This window comes from Mycobacterium gastri (genome assembly GCF_002102175.1).
In the GTDB taxonomy this organism is placed as follows: Bacteria; Actinomycetota; Actinomycetes; order Mycobacteriales; family Mycobacteriaceae; genus Mycobacterium; species Mycobacterium gastri.
Genome location: NZ_LQOX01000143.1, coordinates 71,015 through 84,960 on the forward strand (window position 1 = coordinate 71,015; position 13,946 = coordinate 84,960).

11 protein-coding genes and 2 pseudogenes are annotated in these 13,946 nt (G+C 66.0%); 5 read left to right on the plus strand and 8 right to left on the minus strand.

Going from position 1 to position 13,946, the window contains the following annotated elements; translation table 11 throughout:
• Positions 1-3 precede the first annotated feature (3 nt).
• Both AWC07_RS23425 and AWC07_RS23430 read left to right on the plus strand, forming a co-directional pair.
• Positions 4-630, plus strand: a complete 627-nt coding sequence (locus AWC07_RS23425; protein WP_036410635.1) for a precorrin-8X methylmutase — start codon at positions 4-6, stop codon at positions 628-630.
• Positions 627-2,099 (plus strand): precorrin-2 C(20)-methyltransferase, encoded by a 1,473-nt coding sequence (locus AWC07_RS23430; protein ID WP_036410637.1) that lies wholly within the window; start codon positions 627-629, stop codon positions 2,097-2,099. Before AWC07_RS23425 ends, AWC07_RS23430 begins: the two co-directional genes overlap by 4 nt.
• Positions 2,100-2,293: 194 nt before the next feature.
• On the opposite strand, the gene AWC07_RS23435 is transcribed toward AWC07_RS23430, so the two are convergent.
• The 3 genes from AWC07_RS23435 to bla form a co-directional block, all read right to left on the minus strand.
• Positions 2,294-5,212, minus strand: a complete 2,919-nt coding sequence (locus AWC07_RS23435) for an MMPL/RND family transporter (RefSeq protein WP_085105257.1) — start codon at positions 5,210-5,212, stop codon at positions 2,294-2,296.
• Positions 5,209-5,640, minus strand: a complete 432-nt coding sequence (locus tag AWC07_RS23440; RefSeq protein ID WP_036409325.1) for an MmpS family transport accessory protein — start codon at positions 5,638-5,640, stop codon at positions 5,209-5,211. The genes AWC07_RS23435 and AWC07_RS23440 overlap by 4 nt, the downstream gene beginning before the upstream one ends.
• A 305-nt stretch (positions 5,641-5,945) precedes the next feature.
• Positions 5,946-6,872 (minus strand): class A beta-lactamase, encoded by a 927-nt coding sequence (bla, locus tag AWC07_RS23445; RefSeq protein WP_051507780.1) that lies wholly within the window; start codon positions 6,870-6,872, stop codon positions 5,946-5,948.
• 69 nt (positions 6,873-6,941) lie between these two features.
• On the opposite strand from bla, the pseudogene AWC07_RS29090 reads away from it, so the two are divergent.
• A pseudogene (locus tag AWC07_RS29090) lies at positions 6,942-7,562 on the plus strand (DUF2275 domain-containing protein); the annotation flags it as partial.
• Between the two features lie 159 nt (positions 7,563-7,721).
• Positions 7,722-8,276, plus strand: coding sequence for an RNA polymerase sigma factor SigC (gene sigC, locus AWC07_RS29095; protein ID WP_244187678.1), 555 nt, complete (start codon positions 7,722-7,724; stop codon positions 8,274-8,276).
• Here sigC and AWC07_RS23455 read toward each other — a convergent pair.
• Genes AWC07_RS23455 through AWC07_RS23470 form a run of 4 tightly spaced genes read right to left on the minus strand, consistent with a single transcriptional unit; the run spans position 8,273 to position 11,680 of the window.
• Entirely contained in the window at positions 8,273-9,001 is a 729-nt protein-coding gene (locus AWC07_RS23455) for a cobalt-precorrin-6A reductase (protein WP_036409320.1), read from the minus strand. The genes sigC and AWC07_RS23455 overlap by 4 nt on opposite strands.
• A complete protein-coding gene (gene cobM / locus AWC07_RS23460) occupies positions 8,998-9,747 on the minus strand; it encodes a precorrin-4 C(11)-methyltransferase (protein ID WP_036409318.1) in 750 nt (249 codons plus the stop codon). The genes AWC07_RS23455 and cobM overlap by 4 nt, the downstream gene beginning before the upstream one ends.
• Positions 9,744-10,934 (minus strand): bifunctional cobalt-precorrin-7 (C(5))-methyltransferase/cobalt-precorrin-6B (C(15))-methyltransferase, encoded by a 1,191-nt coding sequence (locus tag AWC07_RS23465; RefSeq protein ID WP_036409331.1) that lies wholly within the window; start codon positions 10,932-10,934, stop codon positions 9,744-9,746. The genes cobM and AWC07_RS23465 overlap by 4 nt, the downstream gene beginning before the upstream one ends.
• Positions 10,931-11,680 carry an SDR family NAD(P)-dependent oxidoreductase gene (locus tag AWC07_RS23470; RefSeq protein WP_036409316.1) on the minus strand — a complete coding sequence of 250 codons (750 nt, stop codon included), beginning with the start codon at positions 11,678-11,680 and terminating at the stop codon, positions 10,931-10,933. The genes AWC07_RS23465 and AWC07_RS23470 overlap by 4 nt, the downstream gene beginning before the upstream one ends.
• Positions 11,681-11,709: 29 nt before the next feature.
• On the opposite strand from AWC07_RS23470, the gene AWC07_RS23475 reads away from it, so the two are divergent.
• Positions 11,710-12,126, plus strand: coding sequence for a F420-dependent biliverdin reductase (locus AWC07_RS23475; RefSeq protein ID WP_139829842.1), 417 nt, complete (start codon positions 11,710-11,712; stop codon positions 12,124-12,126).
• On the opposite strand, the pseudogene AWC07_RS23480 reads toward AWC07_RS23475, so the two are convergent.
• Positions 12,065-13,570 (minus strand): annotated as a pseudogene (locus tag AWC07_RS23480) (phosphoinositide-specific phospholipase C-related protein). The gene AWC07_RS23475 and the pseudogene AWC07_RS23480 overlap by 62 nt on opposite strands.
• Positions 13,571-13,946 lie beyond the last annotated feature (376 nt).

A 13,946-nucleotide genomic window follows, 5' to 3' on the forward strand; every position in this document is an offset into this window, starting at 1 on the left:
CGGGTGCTCGACTACATTCGCGATGCGGCCGAGATCTACCGTCGGTCGTTTGCGACCATCCGCGCCGAAGCCGACCTGACCCGATTTCCCCCCGACGTGGCGCGGGTGGTGGTCCGGTTGATCCACACCTGCGGGCAAGTCGACGTCGCCGAGCACGTGGCCTATACCGGCGACGTGGTTAGCCGGGTCCGGGCCGCCCTGCGCGATGGCGCGCCGGTGCTGTGCGATTCGTCGATGGTGGCCGCCGGGATCACCACCGCGCGGCTGCCCGCGGACAACCGGGTCGTGTCACTGGTTGCGGAGCCGCGGGCGGCCGAGCTGGCCGCGCGCCGGCACACCACCCGCTCGGCGGCCGGTGTGGAACTGTGGGCCGACCGGCTGGGCGGGGCCGTCGCGGCGATCGGCAACGCGCCCACGGCTCTGTTCCGGTTGCTCGAATTGGTCGACGACGGGGTCGCGGCGCCGGCGGCGGTGCTGGGCGGGCCGGTCGGCTTCGTCGGCTCGGCACAGTCCAAACAAGAGCTCATCGAGCGACCGCGGGGCATGTCGTATCTGGTGGTGCAGGGCCGCCGTGGCGGCAGCGCCATGGCCGCCGCGGCCGTCAACGCGATGGCCGCCGACACCGAATGACGAACCGAGGAACCTTGTGGGGCGTCGGGCTGGGGCCCGGCGACCCGGAGTTGGTGACGGTCAAGGCCGCCCGGGTGATCGGCGAGGCCGATGTGGTGGCCTATCACAGCGCCCGCCATGGCCGCAGCATCGCCCGCGGTATCGCCGAACCGTATCTGCGGCCGGGGCAAATGGAGGAGCACCTGGTGTATCCGGTGACCACCGAGACGACCGGTCATCCCGGCGGTTACGCCGGCGCGCTGGAGGATTTCTACGTGCAGGCCACCGAGCGCATTGCCGCGCATCTGGACGCCGGACGCAATGTGGCGCTGCTCGCCGAGGGCGACCCGCTGTTCTACAGCTCGTACATGCATTTGCACACCCGGCTGACGCAGCGGTTCAACGCGGTGATCGTGCCGGGAGTGACCTCGGTGAGCGCCGCCTCGGCGGCCATAGCGACGCCGCTGGTGGCCGGCAACGAGGTGCTGTCGGTGCTGCCCGGCACGTTGCCGGTTGCCGAGCTGACCCGCCGGCTCGCCGACGCCGACGCTGCCGTAGTACTCAAACTTGGCCGTTCGTATCACAATGTGCGCGAAGCACTTTCGGTGTCCGGCCAACTTGACGACGCTTTCTACGTGGAGCGGGCCAGCACCGCCGTTCAACGGGTGTTGCCAGCGGCTGACGTCGATGAGGCCAGCGTGCCGTACTTCTCGCTGGCCATGCTTCCGGGGGGACGGCGGCGCGCGTCGGTTGTCGGTTCGGTCGCGGTGGTGGGCCTGGGTCCCGGCGACATGGACTGGATGACGCCGCAGAGCCGGCGCGAGCTGGCGTGCGCGACCGATCTGATCGGATACCACACCTACCTGAACCGCGTTCCGGTGCGTGACGGGCAGCGGCGCCATCCCAGCGACAACACCGACGAGCCCGCCCGCGCCCGGCTGGCCTGCTCGCTGGCCGAGCAAGGTCATGCGGTGGCGGTGGTGTCGTCGGGTGATCCGGGTGTATTCGCCATGGCCACGGCCGTTCTGGAAGAGGCGAAGCAGTGGCCGGATGTGCAGATCCGGGTGATTCCCGCGATGACGGCCGCCCAGGCGGTGGCCAGCCGGGTTGGCGCCCCGCTGGGGCATGACTATGCGGTGATCTCGTTGTCCGACCGGCTCAAGCCGTGGGAGGTGATCGCCGCACGGGTTGCGACCGCGGCCGCCGCCGACCTGGTGCTGGCCATCTACAACCCCGCTTCCAAGGCGCGCACCTGGCAGGTCGGCGCGATGCGGGACCTGCTGCTACAGCACCGCGAGCCGGGCACCCCGGTGGTGATCGGCCGCGACGTGTCGGGCCCCGATGAAGACGTTCGGGTGGTGCGGCTGGCTGACCTGAACCCCGCCGACATCGACATGCGTTGCCTGCTGATCGTCGGGTCCTCCCAAACCCAGTGGTACTCAGCAGGTTTCGATGACCGCGTGTTCACACCGCGGCGGTACCCGACCTGAAGCCCGTTACCATGCGTCATCCGGTGCGCACCGTCAGCGGGCACTAACGCACCGAATCGTTGCAAGGCCGGCGCATGCTGGTGCGCCGAGCGTGACATGGCTGCGCAAAATCGGCCAAATTCTCACGCTCAGAACACGTTCGACGAAATCCGGTGGCGGCGATCAACGCGCGTACGCTACGCCGGCCACCCCGGCTATGCGGGTGGGTGACCAGCACCAACCACCGGTTTGGGAGCCGGCACATCCGCAGGCTCACCCAACAGCAGGGAACGAACCAGCCGGCGCGGCCCGAACGGCCGAAGCATGTAGCTGGCCGGGCGCGTGCGCACCCGTTGCGGCCACCAGAACCAGCGCCCGAGCAGCGCGGCGATCGACGGCGTCATCAGCGAGCGCACCACCAGGGTATCGAACAGCAGACCCAGACCGATGGTGCTGCCGGCCTGGCCGATGGAGCGCAGGTCACTGGCGACCATGGACATCATGGTGAAGGCGAACACCAGACCGGCCGCGGTGACGACGCCACCCGTTTCGCCCATCGAGCGGATGATGCCGGTCCGTAGCCCGGCGCCGAGTTCCTCCTGAAAACGTGAGACGAGCAGCAGGTTGTAGTCGGATCCGACGGCCAACAGAATGATCAGCCCGAACACCGGCGCGATCCAGTTCAGCTCCAGGCCGAAGATGTGTTGCCAGACCAGCACGGACAGCCCGAAGGCGGCGCCCAGCGAGATCAGCACCGTGCCGACGATCACCAGCGAGGCGACCAGGGCGCGGGTGATGATCACCATGACCACGAATATCAGTGTCAGAGCGGCGATTCCGACGATCATGAGGTCGTATTTAGAGCCGGTCTGGATATCGTTGTAGACCGCTGCCGTGCCGGTGAGATAGAACTTGGCGTTGGTCAGAGGTGTGCCCTTTACGGCTTCGTGCGCGGCGTTGAGTTCCGGTTTGACGGCCGCAATCCCTTTGGGAGTCGCCGGGTCCGCGTCATGGGTGATGATGAAGCGCGCGGCCTTACCGTCCGGCGACAGGAAGAGTTTCAGGCCGCGCTGAAAGTCGGGATTGTCGAACGCCTCCGGGGGTAGATAGAAGTAGTCGTCGGCCCTCGAGGAGTCGAAAGCCTGGCCCATCGCGCTGGCGGTGTCGGTCATCCGCGACATTTGCGTGACCAATCCGGAGAAGCTGCTGTGTAACGTCAGCAGGGTTCCCTGCATGGATTTCGCGACGGCGATGATCGGCGGGAACTCCGCGAGCAGTTGCGGTAGTAATGCGTCGACATTGTTCATTTCTTTGAGCAGTGTTTGCATGTTCTCGCTGAACTTGTCCACGCCGTCGATCGCCTCGAATACCGACTTCGCCGCCCAGCACACGGAAATGTTGAAACAGTGCTGCTCCCAATATAAATAGCCGCGCAGCGGCCGCGCGAAATCGTCGAAGTCCGCCAGGTGGTCCCTCATCTCGTCCAGCGTGGCCTTCATGTCGGTCATGTCACCGACCATGCGATGAGTCGTGCTGCTCAGCTGCCCCAGCAAGCCATACATGCGTTCCATCGAGCCGACCATGGCGCCGAGGTCGTCGCTCATCTCGAGCATGTCGGCCATCCGGTCCCTCATGAATCGCAGATTCTCTTGGATCGGAATGGCTTGCATGCTGATCTGGAACGGGATCGAAGTGTGTTCGATGGGGCTTCCCAGCGGCCTGGTAATGCTTTGTATTCTCTCGATTCCCGGGGTACGGAAGATGTTCTTGGCGATCCGGTCCAGGATGATCATGTCGCTCGAATTGCGCATGTCGTGATCGGTCTCGACCATGAGAATGTCGGGATTCATTCTGGAGGGGCTGAAATGACGCTCTGCCGCGGCGTATCCGATATTCGACGGCAAATGAGGAGGTATGTAGAAGCGATCGTTGTAGCTGATCTTCATGCCCGGCACCACGAGCATGCCCACCAGCGCGATCAGCAGCGAGGCCACGAAGATCGGCCCGGGCCAGCGGACGGTAGCGGTGCCGATCCGGCGCCAGCCACGGACCTTGATCATCCGTTTGGGGTCGAGCAGACCGAACCGGCTGGCCACCGCGACGACCGCCGGCGCCACCGTCAGCGCACCCGCGATCACAATGAGCAATCCCAGCGCGGAAGGAATGCCCAGCGCCTTGAAATAGGCCAGCCGCGCAAAATGCAGGCAGAAGCTCGCCCCGGCAATCGTCAGCCCCGAGCCCAAGATGACGTGATAGGTGCCGCGGAACATCGTGTAATAGGCCGTTTCCCGATCTTCACCGGCTTGCCGTGCCTCCTGATAACGTCCGATGAGGAATATCGCGTAATCTGTTCCCGCCGCAATGGCCAGGGACGACAACATGGCGACGACGAACGTCGAAAAGCTCAACAGGTCGTTGTACCCGAGAATCGCGATGACTCCCCGGGCCGTCAGCATCTCGAGGAAGACCATAAAGAGCACAAGCAACACGGTGCTGACGGAGCGGTAGACAATCGCGAGCATGATCATGATGACCACGCCCGTCACGCCCATCATTTTGAACATGCTTTTATCGGCGGCCTCGGTCATGTCCGTGGTGAGCGCTGCCGGACCGGTGACGTAGGCCTTGACTCCGGCGGGCGGTTTCGAATCGTCGACGATCTTGCGAACGGCGTCGACGGACTCGTTGCCCAGGGTGCTGCCCTGGTCGCCGGCGGTATTGATCTGCGCATATGCGGCTTTGCCGTCAGTGCTCTGAGCACCGGCGGCGGTCACGGGGTCTCCCCACAAATCCTGGAGGTGCTGCACGTGTTTGCGGTCGGCCTGCAGCTTTTTCACCAGGCCGTCGTAATAGCGATGGGCTTCTTCGCCGAGTGGTTTATCGCTTTCCAGGACAAGCATCACGATGCTGTCGGAATCGAATTCCTGGAATTTCTTGCCCATGTGTTTGGCGGCGATCATCGCCGGCGCATCTTGCGGCGACATCGTCACCGCGTGTGATCTCGCGACGAATTCGATCCAGGGCACGAGAACGTTCACGGCGATCGTCAGCAGCAGCCAGGCGAGAATGATCGGGATTGCGAATGTGCGGACGGCCCGCATGAATCTCGGGCGGGTGTCGTCGTGGGCGTTCATGCGGCCTTCACCAGACAGAAGGCCTGCGCGTGGTGCCCGCTGGAAGATTGTTCGTCTTTGACGGCACCGTTCACGGTGATGCGGCACCCGATACGGTCGCTGTCGCCTTGCGCCACCACGTTGGCGATAACGGCCGGTAGCGTCATCGTCATCGTGTACGTCCAGGGCAGGCTGGTGAAGTCCGCTTGCTCGGGCTGGGTCAGCTTGTTCAGGTAGCTCACACTTCCGGCGGTGCCGGCGGGCCCGAAAACCTCATAGGTCACGTGTTTGGTGTTAATCGACTCGATCACGCCAGAGTTGGCGCCCGTCCACGTAAAGATCGGGTCGGAGCCGAAGACGCCGCGGAGCCTGTCCACGGCTATGCCCCCGGCGGCCAGGGCGATAACGACAACGAGCGGTATCCACCCTCGCTTGAGAAAGCTGAGCACTGAAGTTCCCCTCCGCTCATCGCCTTGCCGGTTGGTCCGGTTCGCACGTAGTCCACGCTCCCGCCGCCGCGTCGACTAGGGCCGTTCGGCCCGGGGACGGTGGTCGTAGGACACACGAACTGCGGTTGCACGACCACTATATACCATACCCCCTATGGTATTTTCCCTGGCCGGTCGCAGCGCGCCGACCAGCACGCCGGTGCTGGTTACCTCGATCGCCGCCGGTTAAACCCAAATCCCCTCTCGTCGAGGCGATGACGCGATCCGGGCAGGCGACGCCGACGGTCGATATTCGGACTACCTGGCTACCCGAGCAGCTGGGCGACGCACCTGGCCGCATCCGCGACCAGCGCCTCGCTCGGTTCGGCGTCATACCCGCCGCCGGCACGATCGGACAAGATCGCCACCACGTGCGGTATGCCGCTGGGCGACCACACCACTGCCACATCGTTGGCCCGGCCGTAGTCACCCGAACCGGTCTTGTCGATCACTTTCCAGTCCGCGGGAAACCCGGCCCTGATCCGTTTGGCGCCCGTGGTGTTTCGCGCCATCCAGTCGGTGAGCATCGCCCGCTTGTCGGCAGGTAACGCATCGCCGAGAACGAGCTGCTGATAGTCGAGCGCGATCGCGTGGGCAGTGGTGGTATCTCGCTCGTCGCCGGGAGGGTCGCGGTTCAGCTCCGGTTCCTCTTGGTCCAATCGGCTCACCGAGTCGCCCAGGCTGCGCAGATATCCGGTGAACGCCGTGGTTCCGCCGATGTCGGCCAGCAACAGGTTGGCGGCGGTGCCGTCGCTGTAGCGGATCGCCGCGTCGCAGAGCTCGCCGACACTCATCCCGGTCGCGACATGCAGCTGGGTGATCGGCGAGGTCGAGCGGATGTCAGCGCTGGTGTAAGTGACCACCTTGTCCAAGTGGCTGAGCGGGTATTGATGCAGCACCGCGGCAACGAGCAGGCCCTTGAATGTGGAGCAGAAGGCGAACCGCTCGTCGGCGCGGTAGGCGATCGCCGCCGTCGGGCCGGATGCCGGCACGTATACGCCCAGCCGCGCCGCATACCGGTGTTCGAGTTCGGCAAAGCGGCCCTGGACATTTGGTGTCGGTGCTGCCGTGGTCGAGGCGGGGTGATCACCGCTGCCGAGGCGGGCGCAACCGGCGAGGGGAACGCACATGGCTAGTGCCAGCAGTAATTCACGACGGGATATCGCCGCCAAGCGTGGATGTGATGGGTTCATGTCGCGAAAGAGTCTGTCACGGTCCCCGTCTCTTTGCGCCAAAGACAGCCATGCGCAACGATGCGAGGCATGCGCTGTGACGTTGCGCGTGAGGAGCTATCGGCGCGGCTGGACGGTGAGCGTCCGCGGGTGCTGGCCCAGCAGGTCGATGCCCATCTGGAATCGTGCCGTCGTTGCCGCGCCTGGCTCATCGACGCGGCCGCACAGACTCGCCGGTTCGCTGCCGTCGGCACCTCCCCCGGTCCGGACCTGGCCGGTCAGATCATGGCCCGCGCCGGCGTCGCGCCCACCCCGCGCTATCGCCGGTGGCTGGGCGCGGTGGGGCCGGGCCACTGGCGGTGGTGTCTGATCGCGGTCGGCGTGTTCCAGATAGCGATCGCGGCTGCACAGATCGGCGGCATCGATTTCGGGATCATGTCGCACCACGGCCACGACGCGATGCACGGCGAGCACTTGCTGCACGAGTCCACCGCGTGGCTGCTGGCTCTGGGACTGGCCATGATCGTTGCCGCCGTGTGGAGCAGCGCCGCACTGGGCGTGGCCGCCATTGCGGGCGCGTACTCCTTGGCGCTGGTGGGTTACGTGGCCGTGGACGCCTGGCATGGTGAGGTGACGGCGGCCCGCATCGCCAGCCACGTACCGGTGCTTGTGGGCACGGTGTTCGCGTTGCTGGTAGCGCGAGACCGTACCGGGGCACCGACGTCACAGCCATCCGAGGCCGAACCTGCCGCACCTGTCCGGTCGGCGGCCCTGACGCACCGTCGGCGCCACCGGAATCTGCGGCCGGTCAACCGTTCTACGACAGCCGGTCGTATGCCCGGGGAGCCTTGCCGTTTAAGGTGGATGCCCATGACCGCGGCAACCGACGACGAGGCCGTCACCGAACTGGCCTTGGCGGCTGCAACCGGCAATGTGCGAGCCCTCGAGGCGTTCATCAAGGCCACGCAGCAAGACGTGTGGCGGTTCGTGACCTTCCTGTCGGATGCGGGCAGTGCCGATGATCTGACCCAGGAGACCTTCCTGCGCGCTATCGGCGCCATCCAGCGGTTCTCTGGGCGCTCCAGCGCCCGTACCTGGTTGCTGGCGATCGCGCGCCGCGTGGTCGCCGATCACATCCGCTATCTCCGGTCCCGGCCCCGGACCGCCCCCGGCGCCGATCCTGAGAGTGTGCTCGACCGCCACGGTCACGCTCGCGGTTTCGAGGAGCTCGTCGAAGTGACCACGATGATCGCCCAGCTGACCGCCGACCAGCGCGAAGCGCTGTTGCTCACCCAGCTTCTCGGGTTGTCCTATGCCGATGCCGCGGCCGTGTGCGGCTGCCCGGTCGGCACCATCAGGTCCCGCGTCGCTCGGGCGCGCGATGCGTTGCTCGCCGATACCGAACGCGACGAACAGACCGGTTAACTCAGTCCGTCGACCCAAGCGGCGGCTTCCGCCACGGTGCTCACAGTCGTGACGCCGGCGGGCAGCGGCGGACGTTCCACCATCAGCACCGGAATATCCAGTGCCGCAGCGGCATCCAGTTTGGCCCTGGTCATGTTGCCGCCGCTGTTCTTGGTGACCAGCGCGTCGATGTGGTGTTGGCTAAGGAGCCGGACTTCGTCGTCGTAGTGATATGGGCCGCGGGACAGCACCAGCTGGTGGCGACGCGGCAACACGGTGTCGTCAGGCGCGGTGACCGCGCGGATCAGAAACCACGCGGGACTGTCGGCGAAGGCCGCGACGCCCGAGCGGCCGGTGGTCAGAAAGATGCGTTGAAACTGTTGCCGGGCAACGGCTTCGGCGGCCTGCGTATCGGATGTAACGACAATCGCGTCGCCGGGGTCCCACGGCTTGCGGGCCAGCACCAGATAGGGCATTTTCAGTTCACGGCAGACCTGCGCGGCGTGCGCGGTCATGGTGGCCGCGAACGGATGGGTGGCGTCGACGACGGCGTCGATGCGCTCGTCTGCGAGCCAGCGCCGCAGGCCGTCGACGCCGCCGAACCCGCCGATGCGCACCGGGCCGACCGGCAGTGCGGGGTCGGGCACCCGGCCGGCCAGTGAGCTGACGATGTCGACGTGCGGGTACAGCCTTGCGGCCAGAGCCCGTCCCTCGGCGGTGCCGCCGAGCAGCAGCAGTCGTGTCAATGCGCCTCCCGACGTGCGGCCGAATACAGGTAGCTGTCGGTGAAGCCGTCGGCCCCCAGCACGTCGCCGACGATGATGACGGCGGTCTTGGTGATGCGGGCGTCGTGCAGTTGCGCGGCGATACCGGCCAGCGTGCCGCGCAGCACCGCCTGCTGTGGCCAGCTCGCGAAAGCGACGACGGCGGTCGGCGTTTCGGCACGGTAGCCGCCGGATAGCAGCTCCGGGACGATGGCGTCGATCTGGGCGGCGGCCAGATGTAGGACGAGGGTGGCGCCTGATTGCGCTAGCGTGCTGAGACTTTCACCGGGCGGCATGGGTGTCGACAGGGTGGCTATCCGGGTCAGCGTTACCGTCTGCGCTACCCCGGGGACGGTGAGCTCGCGTTTCAGAACGGCGGCCGCGGCCGCGAAAGCCGGTACTCCCGGGACGATTTCGTAGTCGATACCCAGCGCGTCGAGCCGGCGGCATTGCTCGGCGAGCGCGCTGTACAGCGACGGGTCGCCCGAGTGCAGCCGGGCCACGTCATGGCCGGCGGCGTCGGCGTCAGCGAGTTCGGCGACGATCTGTTGCAGCGTCAGCGGTCCGGTGTCGACGATCTTCGCGTCCGGCGGACAGTGCGCGAGTAAGTCTTTCGGCATGATGGAGCCCGCGTACAGGCATACCGGGCATCGTTGGAGGAGGCGCTGACCCCGGACGGTGATCAGGTCCGCGGCGCCCGGTCCGGCGCCGATGAAATAGACGGTCATCGCTTGGTCACCTTGGTCACCTTGGTCAACGTCCATTGCGTCACCGGGCGCTGCGGGCTCCAGCCGGTGAAGCCGCCCAGCGGCTCGCCGTGGTAGTGCTGGAAGCGTCGCAGTTCGCCGCCGTGTTGTGAATATGCTTGTGCCAGTGCGGCTTCTGACTCTACTGTGACCGCGTTGGCGACCAGGTGGCCGGTTGTCGGCAGGCTGGCCAGGCAGGCGTCGAGAAGGCCGGGCTGGGTTAGGCCGCCGCCGATGAAGATCGTCGCCGGAGTTGCGGCGTGGTCGAACTGGTCGGGCGCCTGGGCGCGCACCTCGACGTCGACGCCGAAGGCCGTGGCGTTGCGCTCGATGTTGCGGCGGCGCCGTTCGTCGCGCTCGAACGCCACTGCGGTGCAGCCCGGCGCGCTGCGGCACCACTCGACCGCGATGCTGCCCGAGCCGGCGCCGACGTCCCACAACCGCTGTCCCGGCCGGGGCGCCAGTGCGGCCAAGGTAACGGCCCGGATGCCGTGTTTGGTGATCTGGCCGTCGTGGATGAACGCGTCATCGGACAGCGACGAGATGCGCTCGTCGGGCAGGTAGCGGATGGCGATGACGTTGAGATCGTCTATGTCGCTTGGGGTTTCAGTGGCCCATTGGTTGGCGGTGCCGTGGCGGCTGCGTTCATTGCGCCCGCCGAGTTGTTCGAGGACGCTGAATTCTGAGTCCCCGCGGCCGTTTTCGTTGAGCAACCCGGCCAGCTCCTTGGGGGTGGTCTGGTCCTTCGAGAGGACGATCGCCTGGCCGCCGCGGCGTATCGCGGTGTGCAGTGCCGAGGTGACCAGGCTGATCACCTCGGTGTCATGGACGTTCCAGCCCATTCGGGCACATGCCAACGTCACTGCCGACACCTGCGGCAACACGGTGACTTTTTCGGTGCCGAACAGCCGGATGAGCGTGCCGCCGATACCGTGCATCAGCGGGTCGCCGCTGGCGACGACGTGGATGTCGGGCCCATCGGCCGGTAATTGTTGGAGTGCGGGCAGCATGGGCGACGGCCACTCATGTCTGGCGGTGGTTATCGTGTCGTCGAGCAGGTCGAGTTGCCGTTTGGAGCCGTAAATGACGGTAGCCCTTTGCAATTCGCGCTTTGCCGCGTGCGAGAGGCCTGGCATGCCGTCGGCGCCGATACCGACCACGATGATCATCGCGGCATCCTGCGCCACACGAACTGCGGCAACAGCCGCATCGCGAAGAACATCGGCCGCAGCGCCCACGGGACCCAGGCGGTGCGCCGGCCCTTCGCCAGGGCCCGCGCGGTGGCCTCGGCCACTTGCGCCGGGGTGCTGGACAGCGGCGCGGGCGACATGCCTTCGGTCATGCGTCCGATCACGAATCCCGGCCGCACGATCAGCAACCGCACTCCGGTGCCGTGCAACGCGTCGGCCAAACCGCTGGCGAAGCCGTCCAAGCCGGCCTTGGCCGACCCGTAGACGTAATTGGCGCGACGGACCCGTACCCCGGCCACCGAGGAGAACACCACCAGTGTTCCGGTGCCGGCCTGGCGCATGGCCACGGCCAGATGAGTGAGCAGACTGACCTGGGCGACGTAATCGGTGTGCACGATGGCGATCGCATGCTCGGCGTCCGTCTCGGCCCGGGTCTGCTCCCCCAGGATGCCGAAGGCCAGCACCGCGGTGCCGATGGGTCCATAGTCGTTGGTGATCGCGGTGACCAGTGGGCCGTGGCTGGCGAGGTCGTCGGCGTCGAATTCTGTGGTGTGGACGGCTGTCGCCGCTGCCGCCTTGACCGCGGTGACTTGCTCGGTGAGCTGGTCGGCCCGGCGTGCGGCCAGTATCACCGTCGCGCCGGGGGCCAGGCGGCGCGCGAGTTCGGTGCCGATCTCGCTGCGGCCGCCGAAAATTACCACCGGAGCTGCGCCCGTGTCGTCCACGGCTGCGATTATCACCTGCGCTAGCGTGGGTGGCGATGGCGAAGACCACTACGCGGCTTTCCGACGACGCAATGGCGTTTCTCACCGAACGCCATCTGGCCATGCTGACCACACTGCGGGCCGACAATTCGCCCCATGTGGTAGCGGTGGGATTTACTTTCGACCCGATCACGCATATCGCTCGGGTGATCACCACCGGCGGCTCGCAGAAGGCGGTCAACGCCGAGCGCGGCGGGGTCGCGGTGTTGAGCCAGGTGGACGGCGCGCGCTGGCTGTCGTTGGAGGGTAAGGCTTCGGTGAATCGCGATATCGACGCCGTCCGTGATGCCGAATTACGCTATGCCCAGCGCTATCGGACCCCGCGGGCCAATCCGCGACGGGTGGTCATCGAAGTTCTCGTGGAGCGGGTGTTGGGGTCGTCGTCGTTGCTTGACCGGGTGGAGTAGCTGCTAGGTAGCGCACCCATGCGCCGCCGACGGGTCCGGCCACGGCGTGCAGCCGGGCGTTCTGATTCCCCGTTCGCGGCAGGGCGAAGTCTGCGTTGACGGCCGCACAGGCTAACGGCGCCTGGTCGAACCTCACCGGATTTGGCGTCAACGTCCAGGCGCCCGCGGCGTTGAGGCAGGCGGCGGGGTGCGGGGCTTCGCACGGCGCGGCCATCCAGCGGCCGTTGGCCGCTTGGAGGGTGCAGCTTGCGGCGCTCGCACGCGGTTCGTCGGGCGCCCAGCTCCACAGCGTGGCCTGGATACGCCCGTCTTCAGGGAGCAACTGGTCGAAGCCGAACAGGTTGACACCGCAATCGGTCATCGCCTGCACCTTCGACGGTGTCAGCGCCTGTGGGTTCGCCGGGGGGCCGGGTTGGGCTGGTGAGGGCCGACACCAACGTGGAGTCCTCGTAGTAACGAACGAGCTTTGTTGCATACACGTCGCTGCCGTAGGTGGCGTCGCAGCTGGGGTACGGTAGCTCGACGTGGAGCCGCTCTCCACCTCGGGGCCCTTCCACGCGAAGACGTCATTTGACCAGCTCGGTACACACGAACTGACGAGCACAACTTGTGCGCCCGCGGCGCGGACATCGTTGCGTGACGTCTGTAGCGGGAGCGGGACGCAGCCATTGGCGGCGCCCTGGTCCGGGTCGGGGTGATAGATCAGGCTTGTTCCGTCGGGACGCCGGAGGGTGTCTTCCAGTGTGGCGAGTGTTGACGAGTATGCCGCGGCGTCCTGCAGCTCGTCTTCGAGGTAGAGCAGGATGACCTCGTCGGTGTGACCGGGGGTGTTGAGCCAGTTCTTGATCTGTGGGAGCACCGCGGCGAACGGCGGCTCGTTGGTGCAGCCCAGGTTGCCGTTCGCGGGTGCGAGCCCGTGGCAGACCGTGACTTCTCGCTTGCCGAGGAGCTCCACCCTTGGGATGTAATGCAAGTCGAGTTCGAGGCCGCGGACGTCGATGTCCAGCTGTTGGGTCAGCGAGAGCTGCTGGTTGGAGTCGGCATGCGAGAGCGTAAATGAGTCGCTGAGGCTGTTGAACGAGTTGTGGGTGCCCAGCCACTGAGCTTGGCTGATCGGCAATGCGTCTCCAAGCGCGTACTGGAATTGCGCCGTGCGGTGCACCCATGACCGCAGATAGGCGTCCCGGGCTGCCTGGGTGACTTTATGGGCGAGCGGGAGTACGCAGTGTGTGTCCGCGATGCCGACGCGGCGACATTCCGCGGCGACGGCGTCGGCGAACTTGTTGAGTGCCACGCACGGAATGGCGATGGGACTGATGGCGTCGCAGGGTGCTGTGGGCGAGGCTTGCTCTGGCGGGTCGGCGGCTACCGGTGCGGGCGTGATCAATAACAGACTGGTCACGCTAACGACGGCCGCTGTCTGCAGCCATCGGGTGCCGGGCATGCGCGGTACTTTGGCACTTCGATGGGCGGGTTTCTAGGGATGTTGTCGAAGTGTTGTAATCGGGGTTTGGTGGTGGGCGGTGGCGGTTACGGGGGCGAGGCGAGCAGCTGCCGGGCTATCCGGCTTGATGGATATACCCGCCGCGGCGGACGGGTTCCAACCTTGCCGAAGTTCGTCTCGTCTGTAACCAAGAAGACCACGATGACGACGGAGCTGGTGCTCGTCTATCGATCTCGAAACAGCGGCTTTCCACTCCGATCAAAGCACGATGCGACAATCTCATCAATTGATGCCTTTAATACTGCAGCCGTAGTTCGTGATCATTGGTTTTCCTGTCGCTGGTAGTGGGATAGCTGGGCTCGGTATTGGTGTCGTC

What these genes read in the sequence shown, in the direction of transcription:
- AWC07_RS23430 (WP_036410637.1), top strand. Translation starts at nt 627, where the DNA reads ATGACGAACCGAGGAACCTTGTGGGGCGTCGGGCTGGGGCCCGGCGAC.
- AWC07_RS23435 (WP_085105257.1), bottom strand. Translation starts at nt 5,212, where the DNA reads ATGAACGCCCACGACGACACCCGCCCGAGATTCATGCGGGCCGTCCGC.
- bla (WP_051507780.1), bottom strand. Translation starts at nt 6,872, where the DNA reads ATGAACCCATCACATCCACGCTTGGCGGCGATATCCCGTCGTGAATTA.
- sigC (WP_244187678.1), top strand. Translation starts at nt 7,722, where the DNA reads ATGACCGCGGCAACCGACGACGAGGCCGTCACCGAACTGGCCTTGGCG.
- cobM (WP_036409318.1), bottom strand. Translation starts at nt 9,747, where the DNA reads ATGACCGTCTATTTCATCGGCGCCGGACCGGGCGCCGCGGACCTGATC.
- AWC07_RS23465 (WP_036409331.1), bottom strand. Translation starts at nt 10,934, where the DNA reads ATGATCATCGTGGTCGGTATCGGCGCCGACGGCATGCCAGGCCTCTCG.